The sequence below is a fragment of the Halalkalibaculum sp. DA384 genome (assembly GCF_043951955.1).
Lineage (GTDB): Bacteria > Bacteroidota > Rhodothermia > Balneolales > Balneolaceae > JAMQKA01.
This window is the reverse complement of record NZ_JBINJE010000015.1, coordinates 82,413-100,813: the sequence shown is the minus strand read 5'-3', so window position 1 is coordinate 100,813 and position 18,401 is coordinate 82,413. Positions and strand designations below refer to the sequence as shown.

At 49.5% G+C, this 18,401-nt stretch carries 17 protein-coding genes; 8 read left to right on the top strand and 9 right to left on the bottom strand.

Going from position 1 to position 18,401, the window contains the following annotated elements; translation table 11 throughout:
* Nucleotides 1-501: 501 nt before the first annotated feature.
* Both ACG2E4_RS10525 and ACG2E4_RS10520 read left to right on the top strand, forming a co-directional pair.
* Nucleotides 502-1,338: a phosphoenolpyruvate hydrolase family protein gene (locus ACG2E4_RS10525; RefSeq protein ID WP_395276509.1), complete on the top strand. Its 837-nt coding sequence runs from the start codon at nt 502-504 to the stop codon at nt 1,336-1,338.
* Nucleotides 1,339-1,349: 11 nt separating this feature from the next.
* Nucleotides 1,350-1,904, top strand: a complete 555-nt coding sequence (locus ACG2E4_RS10520) for a hypothetical protein (RefSeq protein ID WP_395276508.1) — start codon at nt 1,350-1,352, stop codon at nt 1,902-1,904.
* A gap of 177 nt (nt 1,905-2,081) precedes the next feature.
* Here ACG2E4_RS10520 and ACG2E4_RS10515 read toward each other — a convergent pair whose 3' ends face one another.
* Both ACG2E4_RS10515 and ACG2E4_RS10510 read right to left on the bottom strand, forming a co-directional pair.
* Entirely contained in the window at nt 2,082-2,237 is a 156-nt protein-coding gene (locus ACG2E4_RS10515) for a hypothetical protein (RefSeq protein ID WP_395261127.1), read from the bottom strand.
* Nucleotides 2,238-2,246: 9 nt separating this feature from the next.
* Nucleotides 2,247-3,236, bottom strand: coding sequence for a phosphotriesterase (locus ACG2E4_RS10510; RefSeq protein WP_395276507.1), 990 nt, complete (start codon nt 3,234-3,236; stop codon nt 2,247-2,249).
* 414 nt (nt 3,237-3,650) lie between these two features.
* Between ACG2E4_RS10510 and ACG2E4_RS10505 the strand changes: the two genes are divergently transcribed.
* On the top strand, nt 3,651-3,986 hold the full coding sequence (locus tag ACG2E4_RS10505; RefSeq protein WP_395276506.1) for a hypothetical protein: 336 nt from the start codon (nt 3,651-3,653) through the stop codon (nt 3,984-3,986).
* Between the two features lie 68 nt (nt 3,987-4,054).
* Here the strand turns inward: ACG2E4_RS10505 and sucD are convergent, their stop codons facing one another.
* Together sucD and ACG2E4_RS10495 are read right to left on the bottom strand one after the other, a co-directional pair.
* Nucleotides 4,055-4,927 carry a succinate--CoA ligase subunit alpha gene (gene sucD / locus ACG2E4_RS10500; protein WP_395276505.1) on the bottom strand — a complete coding sequence of 291 codons (873 nt, stop codon included), beginning with the start codon at nt 4,925-4,927 and terminating at the stop codon, nt 4,055-4,057.
* A 263-nt stretch (nt 4,928-5,190) separates the two neighbouring features.
* Nucleotides 5,191-5,904: a hypothetical protein gene (locus ACG2E4_RS10495; protein ID WP_395261119.1), complete on the bottom strand. Its 714-nt coding sequence runs from the start codon at nt 5,902-5,904 to the stop codon at nt 5,191-5,193.
* Between the two features lie 655 nt (nt 5,905-6,559).
* On the opposite strand from ACG2E4_RS10495, the gene ACG2E4_RS10490 reads away from it, so the two are divergent.
* Nucleotides 6,560-8,689: an elongation factor G gene (locus ACG2E4_RS10490; RefSeq protein WP_395276504.1), complete on the top strand. Its 2,130-nt coding sequence runs from the start codon at nt 6,560-6,562 to the stop codon at nt 8,687-8,689.
* Between the two features lie 38 nt (nt 8,690-8,727).
* Here ACG2E4_RS10490 and ACG2E4_RS10485 read toward each other — a convergent pair whose 3' ends face one another.
* The 4 genes from ACG2E4_RS10485 to ACG2E4_RS10470 all read right to left on the bottom strand — a co-directional run bounded on the left by ACG2E4_RS10485 (nt 8,728) and on the right by ACG2E4_RS10470 (nt 13,404).
* Nucleotides 8,728-10,398 carry an OstA-like protein gene (locus ACG2E4_RS10485; protein ID WP_395276503.1) on the bottom strand — a complete coding sequence of 557 codons (1,671 nt, stop codon included), beginning with the start codon at nt 10,396-10,398 and terminating at the stop codon, nt 8,728-8,730.
* A gap of 1 nt (nt 10,399) precedes the next feature.
* A complete protein-coding gene (gene lptC, locus ACG2E4_RS10480) occupies nt 10,400-10,969 on the bottom strand; it encodes an LPS export ABC transporter periplasmic protein LptC (protein WP_395276502.1) in 570 nt (189 codons plus the stop codon).
* Nucleotides 10,956-11,591, bottom strand: coding sequence for a uracil phosphoribosyltransferase (upp, locus tag ACG2E4_RS10475; protein ID WP_395261113.1), 636 nt, complete (start codon nt 11,589-11,591; stop codon nt 10,956-10,958). The genes lptC and upp overlap by 14 nt, the downstream gene beginning before the upstream one ends.
* 169 nt (nt 11,592-11,760) lie before the next feature.
* Complete coding sequence (locus ACG2E4_RS10470) at nt 11,761-13,404, bottom strand: alanine/glycine:cation symporter family protein (protein ID WP_395261112.1); 1,644 nt, start codon at nt 13,402-13,404, stop codon at nt 11,761-11,763.
* A 209-nt stretch (nt 13,405-13,613) separates the two neighbouring features.
* On the opposite strand from ACG2E4_RS10470, the gene ACG2E4_RS10465 reads away from it, so the two are divergent.
* Nucleotides 13,614-13,916, top strand: a complete 303-nt coding sequence (locus tag ACG2E4_RS10465; protein ID WP_395261110.1) for an HU family DNA-binding protein — start codon at nt 13,614-13,616, stop codon at nt 13,914-13,916.
* 550 nt (nt 13,917-14,466) lie between these two features.
* Here the strand turns inward: ACG2E4_RS10465 and ACG2E4_RS10460 are convergent.
* A complete protein-coding gene (locus ACG2E4_RS10460; RefSeq protein ID WP_395261109.1) occupies nt 14,467-15,120 on the bottom strand; it encodes a hypothetical protein in 654 nt (217 codons plus the stop codon).
* Between the two features lie 49 nt (nt 15,121-15,169).
* Between ACG2E4_RS10460 and ACG2E4_RS10455 the strand changes: the two genes are divergently transcribed.
* From ACG2E4_RS10455 to aroB, 3 genes are read left to right on the top strand one after another with little or no spacing between them, the layout of a single operon-like run.
* Nucleotides 15,170-16,756, top strand: a complete 1,587-nt coding sequence (locus ACG2E4_RS10455) for an NFACT RNA binding domain-containing protein (RefSeq protein ID WP_395261108.1) — start codon at nt 15,170-15,172, stop codon at nt 16,754-16,756.
* Nucleotides 16,756-17,322, top strand: coding sequence for a shikimate kinase (locus tag ACG2E4_RS10450; RefSeq protein WP_395276501.1), 567 nt, complete (start codon nt 16,756-16,758; stop codon nt 17,320-17,322). The genes ACG2E4_RS10455 and ACG2E4_RS10450 overlap by 1 nt, the downstream gene beginning before the upstream one ends.
* Nucleotides 17,306-18,400 carry a 3-dehydroquinate synthase gene (aroB, locus tag ACG2E4_RS10445; protein ID WP_395276500.1) on the top strand — a complete coding sequence of 365 codons (1,095 nt, stop codon included), beginning with the start codon at nt 17,306-17,308 and terminating at the stop codon, nt 18,398-18,400. The genes ACG2E4_RS10450 and aroB overlap by 17 nt, the downstream gene beginning before the upstream one ends.
* The last annotated feature ends 1 nt before the right edge of the window (nt 18,401 follow it).

Below are 18,401 nucleotides of genomic sequence, written 5' to 3'. Positions count from 1 at the left end.
AACGCGCGGCAGTCGGCCAACTGGACCTGCGTGGGCCTGCTGGCGCATGAGTCGGCGATGAACGGGGGCGAAATCAAACACCTGCCGGAGTTTACGCTGTCAAAGTAGACGGGCATGATTAAAAATGTAATAGACTGAATGAGTTATATTTCCCTAAGCAGCCCAGCCGTAAAGCCATTGAAATGGTTTTACGGCTCTTTTTTGGATTTATTTTTCGAGTTTTTTAATCGTTAGAAAGGGTGTTGCTAACCCGGATTATTCACGAATATATGTGAAATAATTGGTTAAGCAATTAGCTGATAGTACAGTTCGATTTGTTTATCTGTAAGCTCAATTTTTGGTAATGAAAGCTGAAAATTTGATTATGGTCTGCTTGACCCACCAATAATACTTACTACTGCTGCTTCACCTTGCTCACTACCAAATTTCCTGGTGAATAATCAGGATTAAGGTTGTCTGATTTAAATGAAAAACGAATATTGAAATTAGGAGTTACACACGATGCCTTTTATTCCATATGAAAACTGTATAAATCGTCTGCATGCTCAAATAAAAGAGGAGAACCCTATTATCGGTGCCGGGGCGGGTACCGGTATTTCAGCTAAATTTGCCGAACGGGGCGGTGTGGATATCATTATTATTTATAATTCCGGGCGTTATCGGATGGCGGGCCGTGGAAGCCTGGCAGGATTAATGCCTTATGGTGATGCCAACGAAATTGTGGTGGATATGGCCGGAGAAGTGTTGCCGGTGGTAGAAGATACACCGGTGCTGGCCGGTGTTTGTGGTACGGACCCATTTCGATTAATGCCGGCGTTCTTGAAAAGATTAAAGGAAATGGGCTTTGATGGCATTCAAAATTTTCCCACGGTCGGGGTTATTGATGGAAACTTCAGGCAGGCCCTTGAAGAAACGGATATGGGTTTTGAAAAGGAAGTTGAGATGGTGCGGCTCGCTCACCAGATGGATATGCTGACATGTCCCTATGTATTTGACGAGGAGCAATCTGTTATAATGACTGAAGCGGGTGCAGACGTCATTGTTGCTCATATGAATACAACGGTCAAAGGTTCGATAGGAGTAAGTTCAGAACTGGCGTTGTCATTGGAAGACGCCGCTGATCGGGTACAAAAAATTCATGATGCTGCCGTGGAAGTCCGGGACGATGTGATTGTCCTTTGTCATGGCGGGCCCATTGCCGAGCCGGAGGATGCCCAGTATATCTTTAATCATACCGAGGGCGTCGCCGGTTTTTTTGGTGCGTCAAGTATTGAGCGACTGGCGACGGAACCGGCGATAGAAAAGCAGGCACGAACGTTTAAAGAGCTGACTATATAGTTCCGGAAAGAGTGGGATATGTTTCCCTATGGTTATTTAGAAGGATATTAATGAGACTCTTCACACTTTCAATTATTTCGGTTCTTTTCCTTTTTCAGGCTGGTTTTTGCCAGTCAAAACAGGAAACTATTGAATGGATCAACACCAGTGGTATCGAGTATTTAAAGGAGATCGCCGGCAATTCATCTCTCCATTGGGATCTGGATGAATATGGCTCGTTCAGAATTACAGACTATAATCCAAAATACAACAACGGAAGTGAGAAAGAAATTGCCAGGAGGTATACCTATCTGAATCTGTATGAATTAGATCCGAAAGAGACTGCAATAAAACAAGATTCCAGCGATGTAAATACCTACAGGTTACTTTTGCGATGCAGGGAAAAACGCGGGTTTTGTATTAAAACCAGGAATGATTTTGAGGATTCCAGTCTTAAAACTAGTGAATCCGCCGATTTTCCTATTATGCTTAAAAATGATTTTGATAAAGCAAAAGGGACGAAGCTCTCCGAGGTTCTCAGTTATGCTGTCAGGTTATTCAACGGGAAATCTACGAGTGTAGAATAGGTTCAGTTAAAAGTAAAAGCCCACTTGATAATAAAAGTTGTAACGGAAAAGTTGCTATTTCGGGCGTTAATTTCTGGTTCATTTATTAAGCCCCAAAAGACTGATGAATGAGTCTCTTTCGGCCATTGGACAGTAGACGCTGAAACTCGTTTCAGATCAGTACATTCACTTTACCCCTCAATACAGTAACAGGGCCATTCCCGTTACGATGCAGCCAAACCCGGTGGCGGTGATAAATTTCGTGGGAAAATGTTTCCAGTGGCTGCCCTCGTAATGTTTTATACCGCTGATCATGAGGGTTCCGATGCCAAATCCGATTAAAAAATAAGCCATAGTGTGTTGTTAAAGGGTTCTGACCTTCACTGAAAATGCTGTTGCTGGATTTTTATGAGTGACTTGGTTAATCTCTTCCTGTGTGAAACCGGCTGCTTTCAGCACAGGGATAAAGGTATTTGAAAGCACATCCAGTGGACGTTTCGCGACTCCCTCAGGTGGGTAGGTCGATCCGTCGTGAGAGAGCAACACCCGGTTGAGCAGTCCTTCGCTCTTAAAAGCGTTCATCAGTTCCAGGTGATGCATAACCGTGCTGGAGCTGTCTCCAAATCCGTTGAGGTAATTTGGGGTACGCAGCCCGTCCAGGGAGATCCAGGCACCTCGTTCGGCCGCTTCCAGCAGTTTGTTCGCATTATCCACATTGTGTGCGTGTACCCAAACCCACGCCGACGGGGCCACGCCCTCCTCTTTTAAAATTTGTAGTTGCTGGTTTGCCGCATCGGGATTGTCGGAAGTGTGAATCTGCAGCAAAAGTCCGGTTTCCAGGTGGGTGAGAGCGGCCGCCCGTACCAGTTTTGCGTCGATATCCGAGAGGGGACCCGGGTCGACCCCGATTTTGACAAATCCGGGCTTTACATCTGTTCCCTGGATACCGTTCTGAAACTCGTCGATCCACCGAAGCGCGAGCTGCTGGGCCGTTTCCTTATGGGCATAACCGGGAATATAATCATCGCCCGCAGCCCCGTAAATACCGGTATTGGTTAAAACGTGGAGTCCCGTTTGCTCAGAGATGGCCTCAAGCAGCGCAACGTTTCGGCCAAAATAGGCAGCCGTGCAGTCAACAATGGTTTGGCATCCGAGAGATTTAATATAGTCCAGGTAGGGCACCACCTCCCGGAGAACCTGCGCGCGATCGTATCTACCCGGTTCTTCAGGCGGTGGACCAAACCGGGAGAGAATATGTTCGTGTACCAGCGTCATCCCCATTTCCCGGGCGGGTACAGCGCCGGTGACGGTCATTACTGATTCAGTCGGATGCGCACCTGATGCTGATCCCAAAACAGGTCCAACTCCTGTTGAAAAAAGAAATGCGGAGGCAGAAGTTGATTTAATAAACTCTTTTCGATCCATGAAGGTAGTTGATTTTAATGGAATAACTAAAGAAGGTTTTGAAAACCCAGGTTTGTAAAACTCCCGCAATAAATTAACAGAGATATCCGGAAATTCCATCCCGGAATTAAAGTGAATAGTTGTTTTGAATATGTAAGCTTGTTACAATAGTTGACATAGTGTTACGTATAAAGTTAAAGAGGACTTTATAAAACCGTTGTTTTGCCCAATTACGGCATTTGCGCGTATTCAACATCCTCATTTATGAGGTATAAACTGCGGTTTCGAATGTGTTCAGGCTTTGGCCTTGGACAAAACCCCCGGTTTTCAAAGCCTTCTTAAGGGATCTAAAAAGGGAGAAGCATGAGAAAGTATACGACGGTATTGATTGTTATTTTCATGGGTGCATTCTCGTTTGCCGGGATGGCACAGCGGGTAATGGATCAGCATTTAAGACATGATTATGTGCCATTTGGGCTGATTCAGAAAGATTCGCTGGCTTTATTGCCTAAAATCGTATATCCCGATACGATTGAACTGCAAAAGCCTTGTATAAGATTGAACATGCGCTATTTCAAACCCGAAAAGGAGCTTGTCGATAACATGCCGAATATGGAACCTGGGCAAAACATTCATTTCAGTATGCCAATCGTGGGACAGGATTCCAGTTGTTGGAAAGCAACAAAACCGGGAAAATAGTCTTCAAAAAAAGAGGTGTCGCCTTGTGGATAAAGCGACACCTAAAAGGATGGGAAAATATGTAAAGTCTAAACGCTCACAAGTTCTTTGAGAGTAACGCCGATTTCAGCGGGACTGTCAACGACAGTGACACCGGCATCACGAAGCGCTTTTTTCTTGTCTTCCGCCGTGCCCTGTCCACCGGAAATGATAGCACCGGCATGTCCCATTCGCCGGCCGGGAGGAGCCGTACTTCCCGCGATAAATGCTACAACCGGCTTGTTTACATTATCCCGGATGTAAGCGGCGGCTTCTTCTTCGGCGCTTCCTCCGATCTCCCCGATCAGCACAATCGCCTCGGTGTCGGTGTCGGCCTGGAAAAGCCTGACTGCATCGGTGTGGGTGGTGCCGATAACCGGGTCTCCGCCAATACCGATCGCCGTACTTTGTCCGAGGTCGGCTTTTGTAAGCTGGTCGACCGCCTCGTAGGTGAGCGTACCGGAGCGCGAGATGAGTCCCACATTGCCGGGCATAAAGATATCGCCGGGCATAATGCCCACTTTTGCTTCTCCGGGAGTGATAACTCCGGGGCAATTGGGTCCGATGAGCGTAGCTCCGTGACTGGTAACAATCTGCTTGGCCGTAATCATATCCTTGACCGGAATGCCTTCGGTAATACAAATAATAACCTCAATACCGGCAAAAGCGGCTTCCGAGATGGCATCGCCGGCGAAGGGGGGAGGGACAAAAATAACAGAAGTGTTTGCCCCCTCTTTTTCCACAGCATCGGCAACGGTATTAAAAACGGGCCGATCCAGATGGGTTTGACCGCCTTTGCCGGGCGTTACTCCGGCAACGACGTTGGTTCCGTATTCTATCATCTGCTCGGCATGAAAGCTGCCTTCGCTTCCGGTGATGCCCTGTACAACCAGTCGTGTATCATTTCCTACTAGTACGCTCATGAATCAAAATTTGTGGGTTGGATTATTGTTTGATTTAATCGGTGTGAATATACCGACTAACGGGTGATTTGCCAAAAGTGGCGGTGACCCGTCTTGTCGAAAGACAGAATTGTGAAAAGGCAGGCAGAAGCACGATAAAAACTACTTTTGGACTCTCCGAATTGTAACATATTGTTGATTCCTGAGAAGACACGCCTCCACCCCCGGGGCTTAAAAGTGGAACGGGTGGCTCCACTTCATTTCAGTGGCAATACCCGGAGCTGTTATTCTTCGTTTCCCTGGATCTCGGCAAGCTTGTTCATCGCGCGCTCCTGCAGGTTGTCAAACAGCTCCTTGCCGATATCACCGACAGTATACTTCAGGTGGAGCCACACGATGTAGGTCGCCATGACATCCTCGTAGCAGTAGTGCTCAATCTGGTCCATCTCATCGCGGTTAAACATTTCGAGCACTTCATTGCCTTCCCCTGTCTGCTTGAAGGGAATGCCGATAAGATAACCGAGGTGCTTGAGCTTGGGCCAGGAGCTGGCACCGTAGTTGCTGAATTCATCCAGCAGATCCACATTCGAGTTGCTGTAGCGGTATTTAATATCGCGGTGATTTAACCTGAGCGGCATCTGCAGGCCATGTTTCATGGCACGATAGGTTAGCAGGGGAAGGTCAAAACCGCGGCCGTTGTGGTGAATCAGACCAAAATCTTTATATGTGGAAAGCGAATTGAACAGGGATTTGAGTCCCTCCACCTCGTCGGTGCCACTCCAGGATACCTTCTGCTTGGGAACGCCGTTGTTTTCAATCCATAACCCCACCCAGGCGATCATCTTGTGATACATTGGCGGCAGGAAACCGGACTGATTTCGCGCAAGTTCTTCCCCTGCTTGTATAAGCAGGGCGTCCCGGTCTTCTTCGGGCTCTTCCAGCACCGAACGCACAAATTCAAAATCTGGAATTGTTTCGACATCAAATACAAAAAACATAACTGTTGACCTATAATTTGAATACCCAAAATCGTTGTTTGTTGATGGTCTTTCCCACGGCACCAAGGGGACAGCGATTTTATACAGAGATTTTAACCCCACCTTCTCAGGAGATGGATCTTTAATTTGACACAATATGATATTATGGCGCCAATGATCCAAAATAAAACCTGCCGATTGATTGCCATTGCAATGTCCCTTCCGCCTGTATTAGCAGTACTCGTTTCATACAAACAACCAGCTGTGTTGGGACCTTTGCAGAACCTGCTATTTTGTTGGGAGTTAGTTGTACTACCAACCTTGGTGACCTTTTAACGGGAGTACCACTCCCTCAGAACGAGGAATTGAGGGAGTTGCAAAGCCCTCTATGATATAATCTTACGTACTGAAAGAATACCAGCAAGAGCTGGAAAAATAAGCTTTCACAGTTGAAGTTGTGATGGTTTAAAACAGCATTTTTTAAAACATCTACCCCGTTTACTGTAAGATTTTGAATAATTTTTTGGGTTCATTCCGTTTTTTGTATTACTTGTCAAAAACCACATATCTGGCGGAAGTCAGAACGTTGCAAAACAGAGAGTTCAGTACGTATCGGGAATGTGTGAACGCTCCGGCTGCCGCCGAATATATAGCCTGTCAAAAAAAGGAGGTAGCTATGAATGTGTACCAGCCATCACGAATTCGCAATGTCGTATTACTGGGGCATTCGGGATCGGGAAAGACCACGCTAGCCGAGACGATGCTGTACGAATCGGGAACTACCCGCCGCCGGGGGACCATTGAGGATAAAAATACGGTTTCCGACTACCATGAAATTGAACATGAGAAAGGAAAATCTGTCTTTTCTTCTTTTCTGAATCTGGACTGGCGGGGCAGCAAGATCAACTTGATTGACACGCCGGGCACCTCCGATTATGTGGGAGAAGTGGTTGGTGCGCTGCGCGTGGCAGACACCGCCATATTCACATTGAACGCCGAGTATGGCGTTGAAGTTGGCACGGAGTCGCTTTGGCGGTACACCCAAAATTATCGCATCCCGTCACTCTTTATCGTCAACAAGCCGGATTCCGAACAGTCCGATTTCCAGAAGACGGTGGACATGGCGAAGGAACGGTTTGGCCGGGGGATAGTGGTGGTACAGTATCCGTTTAGCGAGGGCGATGATTTTCACGCCATCATTGACGTGCTCAAGATGACGATGTATGAATTTCCCAAAAAGGGAGGAAAGCCCGATAAACTGCCGATCCCCGATTCTCAAAAGTCGCAGGCGGAACTGCTGCATAATGAGCTGGTTGAAGCGGTGGCAGAAAATGATGAGACGTTGATGGATCTCTATTTTGAGCAGGGGGAGCTGACCGAAAGCCAGATGCGGGAGGGCTTGCAAAAATCGCTGCTGAATCAGGATCTGTACCCGTTGTTTTGCTGTTGTGCCACCCGCAACATGGGTACCGGGCGCGTTATGGGATTCCTGGGCAACGTGGCACCGAATCCGCTGGAGGCCAATCCGCCTGCAACAACTGACGGGGATCTGCTCCAGCTCAATCCTGAAGGTCCGCCGATTATGTTCACGTTTAAAGACAGTGCCGCCTCTCATGTCGGCGACCTGATCTATTTTAAAGTGTATGGCGGATCTGTGACTTCCGGGCTTGATCTGGTCAGCAGTCGTACCGGCAATTCGGTGCGCCTCTCGAACCTGTATCTGACGAACGGGGAAAAGCGGGTGGATATCCCTGAAGTTAAAACAGGAGATATTGCCGCGGCCGTCCGGCTGAAGGATATCGGTGTGAATGAGACCCTCCATAAAAAAGGACAAGAGGTAACCATTGAACCGATCGAATTTCCGAAGACGACGATCCGCACTGCGATCAAACTCAACCGGCAGGGAGAGGAGGATAAACTCGGTACGGCACTGCATCAGCTGCAGCATGAGGATCCCTCGATGGAGGTAGAGCATAGCCAGGAACTCAATCAGGTGATACTGCACGGGCAGGGCGAAGAACACCTGAACGTAATTAAATATGAGCTGAAAAACCGGTTTAACCTCGATTTTGAGTTTGTCCAGCCGCGTATTCCATACCGCGAGACGATTACCAGTAGCGTCAGAACGCACTACAAGCATAAAAAACAGTCGGGTGGTGCGGGCCAGTATGCCGAGGTTTACATGCTGATGGAACCTCTTAAAGAGAGTATGCCGGAGCATGACGACCTGAAAGTGCGCGATGTGCAGGAAATTGACCTGGAGTGGGGCGGAAAGCTGGTTTTCAGGAACTGCATTGTGGGTGGTGTAATCGACAACCGGTTCATGCCGGCGATCCTGAAAGGGATCATGGAAAAAATGGAAAATGGGCCGATGAGCGGGTGCAGGGTACGGGATCTTCGGATTTCGGTTTACGACGGTTCGATGCATTCGGTGGACTCAAATGAAGCGGCATTCAAGACGGCGGCCCTGATGGCATTCCGGGATGGCTTTATGAAGGCAGATCCACAGTTGCTGGAGCCGATTTATGAGTTGGAGATTACCGTTCCCGCCCAGTATATGGGAGATGTGATGAGTGACCTCAGTACCCGGCGCGGCCAGATCCAGGGGATGGATGCCGAGGGCTCCATTCAAAAGATAAAAGCCCAGGTTCCACTTGAAGAGCTGGACCACTACGCCACCCGCCTCAAGTCGATGACTCAGGGCAGTGCCAGCTATACACGGGCTTTTTCACATTATGCGAAGGTGCCCTATGAGAAACAGGAACAGATAATCGAGGAAAATATGAAGCTGGAAGAGGTGAATTGATGATTTACATAGCCTGAATATGGGAATCCCGGTTTCCTTTACTCAGGCATGTGAGCCTGCCGATACCGGGCCGGCAGTTCAAATGGCGGGTCTTCCGGGATCGGGGGGAGCCGCCGTTTCATCGGTTCACGGGGACGTTGGGGACGCAGTTCGGGGGTCCAGGTAAACCCGTCGAGGCGGCGTTCGGCCGTTTTTTGACTTTCCGGCAGGTACATGCCGTCTACCGGTCCCAGTGCCTTCATAGAGTCGAGGGCTCCCGCCTCAAACAGGAGCGTGATCGAGGGGGCTGTCATTTCAACAGCTCCGTCCGGTTCATCATTTTCGTTTTTGGTGAAGCGTAACAACTGTCCATTCGGTGCGACATGAATTCTCGATATTTCTCCCTGGATAAAATTTACCCGCAGCGTGTCTCCCGTGATCTGATTCAGCCGGTCAATGGCGGTATCCTGCTGCACGACAAACGGGACGGGGAATGAGACCAGCTGGTCGATCTCTCCATTTTCCAGACGCACGCGTATATATGGACCGGTCAGCTGGACTTGCTTATGCCAGGCAGTGGGATTGGACCGCAAAACGAAATTTTCGGTTTGATCATCGTAGCGGGCCGTATCCGCAACAGCAGAAAATTTCGGGGACCATATACGCACATTTTGATAGGCGTTGATGACCGAAATGGTATCCGTATCGGTAGTTTCCTGGATGGAGTAGATGGTCCGGGCCCTGATGTGGGTTGTGTCGGAAGCGGCGGTGTCGGGCGGTGCGGGAGAGGGCGTTCCTGAGGTGTTAATGCTGTCGGGGGGGGCGATCCGGGCTCTCTTTTGCCGGACATAAGGCGATAATGAATCGTCCCGGATGCTGTCTGGCGTGGTGGATGAGTCCGCGGGCCGGGGGTTGATCCCGGAAGAACGGTCGGTTAATGAAGGGTCGCTGGAATCTGCTGAGGTATCCGGTTCAGCTCCGAATTTTTTTAGCCATGCATCTCCTTCCAGCTTGCGGTGTCCCACGGTGTCTGCTTTCAGGGAGTCGCCTTTGAGCATGACGTTATTTTCGCGGTCGTCAACAAAGATGTTGCCATACAGGCGGTAGGTTTCTTTCTGCCGGTTGATAAAAAGGCTGTCTCCCTCTACATACTGCAGGCTGTCGGCAATCTGCACATCACCCCGGAACACGGCACTGTCGGGCTCCCGGTAGTAGAAGCCGCTGTTGGCTGTCAAGACGCCCTCCTGGTCTTCCAGGCGAACGTACTCCAGGAAGTGACCGACCTTGGTTGAAAACCGGTAGTCTACTGCCTGGCTGAACAGGGTGGCGCTGTCTGCTTCAATAATAACACGGCCGCGAAGCTGACTGAAATCCACATCCGTAAAGTAGACGAGGGTGTCTGCGTAGATCTGCTCTTCCGGGGTATCAATTTCGATGTTGCCAAATGCGCGCACCTCATTTTTTTCGAGATACTGGTAGGCGCTGTCGCAATACATCACCATATCGTCGGTTCGGAGGCTTACTTCGCCGATGAGTTTGCGTACCCGCTCTCCCTGTACCGTGGCCCCGATTACCTCCTCAGCCTGGTTGATTGTCACCTGGTTTTGAGCCTCCACCGGTTTCGGGATGGTGAGGGCGACAATGCAGAGTGCGGAGAGCAGTATTTTTTGCGGTCTCCGGATCGGCCAAAGGGCCTGCAGTTTTTGAAAAACAGCTGAAGAATTTGCCATGTCAGTTGATCGTGAACTGGCCGGTGACCTCTCGGATAGTGTATTCCGAAAGGTCGGTTGTGCCTTCGAAACCGTTGCCGGCGATGCTGTCCGAGGGCGTTGTGATGATCACAAATTTTGGGGTTGAAACCTCGTTCGATCCCGAATCCCATTTCAGAAATTCCGATCGCAACCGGCGTTCGGTGTTCGTTCGGACGCGCACATCCCCGTGGAGGTTGAATATCGATTCATTGGGCTGATACACCGCCCGGTTGGCCGTAACACGGGTTTCCACGGTGCCGGTCGAATCGTAAACTTCTACATGTACCGGTCCTGCAATGCGCGTTTCATTGACCTCTTCCATCGAGTAGGAGGCGGCATAGGTACCCCTGATGCGTACTTTTTTCTGGCCTTCCTTGATCAGCTCCATATCCACCCCCCAGGATTCCGTGCTCGAAAGAAGAGTGTCATTCAGTGCTTCCCTGACACGCTGGGACTGGGAGTCGGATAGCTCACCGCAGGAAGAGAGGGCGAGCCCCGCCACGGTTAACAGCGAAATCACAAAAGCGAGATATGTACTATTGAGTTCCAAAATAGCGGTCACCTGCATCACCTAGGCCGGGAACGATAAATGCGTCATCGTTCAGCCGTTCATCGATTGCTGCTGTAATAAGATGTATATCCGGATGTTCCTGTTGGAGGAATTCGATGCCCTCCGGTGCCGATATTAACGAAACAAAGCGGATTTGTTGTGCTCCTTTGTTTTTAAGATAGGTGAGGGCGTCGTTAGCGCTTCCGCCGGTGGCCAGCATGGGATCCACGAGTAAAACAAACGCCTCATCAAGGCCGTCGGGTAAATTTGAATAATAGTCCACCGGCTCGTGGGTCTCCTCATCGCGATACATGCCCAGATGACCCACTTTGGCATCGGGGATAAATTCAATGATTCCATTCACCAGGCCAAGGCCGGCACGCAAGATCGGTACAACGATCACCTCTGCATCAATATCGTATCCTTCTGTCTGCGTAATGGGAGTATCCACCGTTTTCGGGCGCAGTGGCAGCTCCCGCAGGGCATGATAGGCCAGGATGGTAGCCACTCGTTTGAGAGCAGCCCTGAAGTCGGTAATGCTCGAAGTGCGGCTGCGCAGAATGGTGAGATCACGGGAAATTACCGGGTGCCGGATCAGGGTGACATTTTTTTTGTTTTCCATATAACGAGACAGTATACAAGTTACGGATTTACGTCTGACCGGTCGTTGATCAAACGTTTATTGCCTGTTACAGAGGTATTTGGGGCTGAATTCCATAAAGTGTTGTATCGTATCCTCCCCATATGTACAGCCAAAACAGCTGACTTTGCAGCGCATGCAGACATGTACGTCAAACCTCCGTATTCTCAAAATATTTCTTTGTGATTCTGTAGGCGACTCCGGAAAGTGCAAACAGGGCAATGATATTAAAGAAAGCCATAAGTCCGAGCATGACATCTCCAAAATTCCAGATGGTAGTGAGGGTGACGACGGCCCCGAAGAAATGCATGCCCACGAACATGACGCGGTACCAGAAGATCGACTTGAACCCAAACAGGTACTGGGCGGCACGGTCTCCGTAATAACTCCAGCTGATGGAGGTCGAGATGGCAAAGAGAAGAACGGCAAATGTTACAAGATAGCCCCCTCCCGGGAATATGGGAGCCAAGCCTTTTTCAAAAGCGGCGGAGGTTAGCGGGGCCCCGTTTTGGACCACGCCGCCGTACAGACTTGTCAGCTGATCGCCATTGTCGGTATAGACAGAAACTCCGCTTTCGTTTAGTTCAATTCTCCCGTTGAAAGGTGCGGTGTAGGCCGGGTCGGTGAACATGGTGTCGACTGGCACGTCGTAGTAGTTCATGGTTCCGTTTTCGGGGAGACCACCAGAAAAGTATAGCACGTTGGTCCCGTTATCACTTTGCGCGTTTTGGGTGTTCAACTCATATGTTACCACCTCGTCAGCCGGATCAACGGCGGACTTGTGGCGCATGTCCCATGCCCCGGTGGAAACGATGACGAGCCCCGTCATGGTGCAGATGACCAGCGTATCGATGAACGGTTCCAGCAGGGCAACAACTCCCTCCCGAACCGGCTGATCGGTTTTGGCTGCAGAATGGGCAATCGGGGCGGAACCCTGGCCCGCTTCATTAGAAAATAATCCGCGCTGCACGCCGTAGCTAAGGGTAAATATCAGGGCTCCGGAACCGACTCCCAGGGCTCCGGCCTGTGGATTAAAAGCATTGCTGAAGATAAGGCCAAGAGCTGGGACAACATCCTGGTAGTTTATGAAGAGAATGACAAGGGCGCCCAGCACGTAAAGGATACCCATAAAAGGCACCAGGCGGGAGGTCACTCGTCCAATACGCTTGATGCCGCCCAAAATCACCGCAGCTACCAAGCTTGCGGTAATGAACCCTGTGACGCCAACCGGTATCATAAAATCTGTTTTCATAACGTCAGCCACGGTGTTTGCCTGTACGGCATTACCCGTTAAAAAGGCGCAGATGGCAGCCGAAATGGCAAACGCCACGGCCAGCCATTTCCAGTTGGATCCCAGTCCCCGTTCAATATAGTACATGGGGCCGCCGGAAACAGTGCCGTCCGGGTTGGTGCTCCGGTATTCCTGGGCCAGCGTCACCTCGGTGAATTTTATCGCCATGCCCAGCAGTGCGGTAATCCACATCCAAAATAGGGCGCCGGGCCCGCCGTAGTGGATGGCCAGCGCCACACCGGCAATATTCCCGATCCCCACAGTGGCCGAAAGCGCGGTAGTCAACGCCTGGAAATGGTTGATGTCTCCTTCATCCTCCGGGTCGTCATAAAAGCCGGTAACCACTTTTAACCCGTGTTTGAACCGCGTGAATTGGACAAATCCCAACCGTATCGTAATATATATTCCGAACGCAAGCAGAATAACCACCATTGCTGGAAACGATTCCGGTGTATTCCAAATAAGGTCTACTAACCAGCTAATGATGAAGTCAAATGTTTCCATGCGTATTTGCTACCGTTTAAAATTTCGGTTTAATTTAAGCAAATGTGAAAGTATAAAAGATTTAGCACTTTTTTAGGTGAAAATAAGTGTATGGAATTCAATGCATCTTAAAAAAGTTAAGATGGTCGGTAATGTGCAAACATTCCGCTTTTTTGAGTTGAAACTCACAGTGATTTAACAAAAAGAACAATTATTCAGGGTGACCAATTATGACTAAAGCTGATATAGTTGATGTAATTTCATCTTCAACCGGATTAACCAAAGTGGAAACCGAAGCGGTGGTTAACGGATTTATGGAGACGGTCATAGACGCTATGAAACGGGGAGAAAATATTGAACTCAGGGGGTTTGGCAGTTTCAAGGTCGTCAAGCGCGCCGAGCGCGTGGCCAGGAATCCCAAAACTAATGAAGAGGTGATTGTGCCGGAACAGTATGTACCGGTGCTGAAAGTTTCCAAGGACTTCAAGGAAGCGGTAAATGAGTCGATGATGGAGGAGGAAGACAGTGAATAACCTGCTGATGTTCATTAGACAGGAGGCTGCCGCTTCGTAGTTTTGACCTGTGTTGACTGTTCGTGTATACGGAGTCTCTTTCTGCAGGATGGAATCTCATAGAGCCAATAAACCCCACTTTTAATGGCTCAGCCACCTGACGCTCTCCTGGAACACGGGGGGTTGGAGTTAACGAAATAAACCTCTTTTTTACAGGTAAACGCGTTACAATATCGAACACGCAGTATAGCAGACGCAGGGGGGTAAAGTCTCCTTATAGGAATGAACCCATAAATTGCTATATTTGGGCCACATTTATCTAAAATCTGCAACAGACATGTAGCACGATATAAACAAGAATAAAAAATGGGTGAGCAATCATGCCAAGTGGAAAAAAGAGAAAGCGTTCAAAAATAGCCAAGCACAAGCGTAAAAAACGGTTGCGGAAGAACCGGCACAAGAAAAACAAGTAGCAGCTTCGACGCGCTGTACAAGTAAAGGCCTTCGCTTTCTCGAAGGCCTTTCGTGTTAAGGGGTTGGAATTTCATGACTGCACCGCCGGTGCCGGTGGTCAGGCTGCAGCTACCGTATGCAGGACCCGGTCAGAGATTTTCATTACTTTTTGAGATTTAAGCAGCAGTTCTTTCAGGCGTTCGGTGACGAACTGGTGCACGCTGTTCAGACTGGTAAGGTCCGCCAGCGTATATTGGAAATAGGAGATAAGATTGATAGCCGACAAGTATTTTCCATACTCATCGCCCTCCACTTCAATGTGCCAGCGGGTGATAATGTCATCATCGTCGAGCAGGCTGTTTACCTCCTCGCTGATTCGCTCCATCCATTCACTGGCGGTTTCCAGCCGCCGGTTGCCGTTTTGCCCGGAGACGCCGGTCTGCGATCGTTCCTCGTCGAATCTCCAGGTAACTTCAATGTCGATAACCGGGGCAATGCGGGTGCTCACCATGTTGTCCTCGAGCAGGAACGGGTGCTCTTCCATGCCCTCCAGCTGTTTGGCCAGTACGGTTTCACGGAAGCGATCCCAGTCAAAGTTAAAGGACAGCTCTTTGATAAATTCGGTCCGCTCTTCCAGGTCAATAACGATTTCGAGTCCCGTGGCGTTAATTCGGTCTTCGTTCCACGTCTTGAAAGTTTTTATCTTGACACTCCTGCTTTCGAGATCACTCTTGATTTGATTGACAACTGAATTAAAAATAGGGTACGTCATTTCGCCTTAATCTTTAACTTTTTTACAACCATTGTTCTAAAGAAAGATAATGAACAACTATTTTGAGTTAATATATTTAAATGAGGAATTAAATGAAAAGTTGGAAGGCACCTATTTTGACGTTGCAATATCTCCCCACAAAGATGTAGTGGAAATATTTCTTGACACATTATCTGAACCGCTGCGATTAATATTTAGTGCAAATCCAACTGAAACGGCACTATTTGTTGACTCGTACCGTCCTCCTAAAAAGAGCAATGTTATTGAATTTTTCAAGGGGGTGGAGGGCAAAAAAATCGTCAATGTGGAACTGGCCCATTACGATCGGCTTGTCTACCTCAATTTTGAGGACCAGGATCACCTGTTGTTTAAGCTGTTCAGCAGTAAACCCAATATCTTCCTGGTTCGGGATGGCGAAATCGTCGAATCGTTTAAAAATCCCGGCGAAAAGGTCGGGCAGCCTCCCCCTGAACCGTATGCGCCGACGTTTTCGAATGAGGTCAATCCGAAGGCAAAGCCGAAAAACCAGATCACAAGGCTGAATCCGCTGCTCCCGAGAAATCTGATTCCCGCGCTGGTTGAGCAGCATGATGTGGCGGATATGGCACCGGAGGAGGTAAAGTCGTTTGTGAGCTGGATTACCGAAGAGTTGAAAAGCAACCCACACCCGCGCGTGCTGGTCACCGGTGAAACCTGCTTGTGGTCAAAAGCGGTGCTGGACATTGAGACGGAGGAGGCGTTTGATACCGTCAATAACATGATTCGCCATGCCTACCGGAATGCCGTGCACACCCGCCGGCTGCACCAGGCCCGGCATAAGGTGCAGCAGATGCTGGAACGGGCGCTGAACAAACGGGAAAGCCAGCTGGAACAGCTGAAACAGGCGGATAAAAGCCTGGAGCGGGCCGATGAATATGAGAAATACGGTCATTTGTTGATGGCACATGCCCATGAAAACAGGGCGCCCGATCAGCAACAGATCGAAGTTGAGGATCTGTATAACCAGTCTCAGACGGTGACGATACCGCTGAAAGATCAGAAGGATCTGGCGGAAAACGCGCAGCATTATTACGAAAAGGCCAAGGAGTCGCGCACCTCCTATGAAAAAGCGATGGAGCGGATCAGCGGCGTGGAGCAGGAGATTGGGGAGCTGAAAAAACTTCTGGATGAAATGGAAGAGTTTGAACGGCTGTATGAGCTGGAAAAGTGGATCAAGGATCGCGACGAGACGCTCGAAAAATATGGGTACGGCACCGGCGACCAGGACCAGGCGCAGTCACCTTTTCGAAAGTTCAAGGTGGGTAAGTACGAGGTGTGGATTGGTAAAAGCGCCAAGAGCAACGACAAGCTCACCAGCCTGGCCCACAAAGAGGATGTGTGGCTGCACGCGCGAGGTGTGCCGGGCTCCCATACCGTTATACGCATGGGAAACCAGAAAGAGTTTCCTCCCAAAAACATCATCTTGCAGGCGGCCAGCTACGCGGCCTACTATTCCAAGGCGCGTGGAATGAAGACGGCGCCAGTCATGTACACAAAAGTGAAATATGTTCGAAGTCCGAAAGGTTCGCCTCCGGGCGCCGTGGTCGTCGAACGGGAAGAAGTAGAAATGGTACCACCACAAAAACCGAATCACTGATGGAATCGATCAAGAATCTGCCCGGAATACTTTTTTTATGTGGATTTATGGGCACTGGAAAATCGACGCTTGGCAGGACACTGGCTGAAAAGCTGGAACTTCCTTTTGCCGATCTGGATACAAGAATAGAGAAACAGGCCGGCAAGCCGATCCCGAAAATTTTTGAGGAGGAGGGCGAACAACGGTTCCGCTCCCTGGAGCGCAAACAACTACTGGATACAATAAGAAACTATGAGGGAGTTTTGGCACTGGGTGGAGGAGCGCTCCACAACCAGCACCTGGTCGACCATATTAAAATAAACGGGCTGCTGATATTTATAGAGACCCCATTTTCTGTTATCTTGGACCGCATAATGCAGCACGACAACAGGCCACTCCTGTTAAATGAGGACGGTACCGTGAAGGACAGGGCTGTCCTGGAGGAAGAACTCAGCGAACTATATAACCAACGGCTCAAATATTACCGCCAGGCGGAGATCACCATACGCAACGATAACGAGACCTCAATCGAGGATACCGCCGCCGCACTCGTCAAAAAAATACGCAATCATGTCGCACACAATTGATGTACCAATCAGTTACCAGCAGGATTACAGGATCCATATTGGCAACAATTTGTGGGATCAAATCACAGAATTTTGTGCAGGAAGGTATTCTCCGCGCAGAGCGTTTGCGGTGGTGGATGAGAAGGTCTACCGCCTGCATGCAGATCGAATATCGGCGGGACTTAACAGCTATTTTGATCAGGTTGGAACATACGTGGTACCCGAAGGTGAAAAGAGTAAAAGCAGCACTCAGTGGCAGCAGGTCGTTGATTTTGTCCTGGAGCAGGGCGCCGAGCGGGGAACACCCCTGTTTGCTGTTGGCGGTGGCGTGACGGGAGACCTGGCCGGGTTCGCAGCCTCTTCAGCCCTCAGGGGGCTCCCGCTGGTTCACCTGCCCACCTCTCTGCTGGCCATGGTAGACAGCTCCATCGGGGGAAAAACCGGCATCAACCACAAGGTCGGTAAAAACCTGGTCGGTGCGTTTTACCAGCCGGATGCCGTATTTGCCGATACCCGCTTCCTTGAAACCCTTGAGAAGCAGGAGTGGATCAACGGCTTGTCGGAGATACTGAAATACGGGGCCATTCATTCCCCGGAAATCTTTGAAACTGCTTCTGAACTGGTATCAGGTGCCGGTTTTCAACCGACAGAAAAGTGGACTAACTTGATAGCCCAAAGTGCCTCCATAAAGGTCGAAATCGTGGAAGAGGATACCCTGGAAGCGGGTGTGCGGGCATTCCTTAATTTTGGTCATACGTTTGCCCATGCAATTGAAAAAGAGGCCGGTTACGGAAAGATATCGCACGGACAGGCCGTCTTTGCAGGAATGATTGCCGCCGTATACGCCTCAACACAGCTGGGAGCCCACATTAATAGTACACGTTTTGAAACGTTCAAGCCGTTGTACCCGATAAAGCTGTACGAGCTGGTGCCTCAAATGGATAAGCTGATCCGGGCTATGAAAACAGATAAAAAAGTGAAGGATGGGAACATCCGCCTTATTCTGTTAGATGAGTGGGGAAGTCCATACATTTACCCGTGTGAGGATACCGGTCTTATAGAGGCTGCGTGGTCGTTCGCCTACAAACAATTTAGTTGAC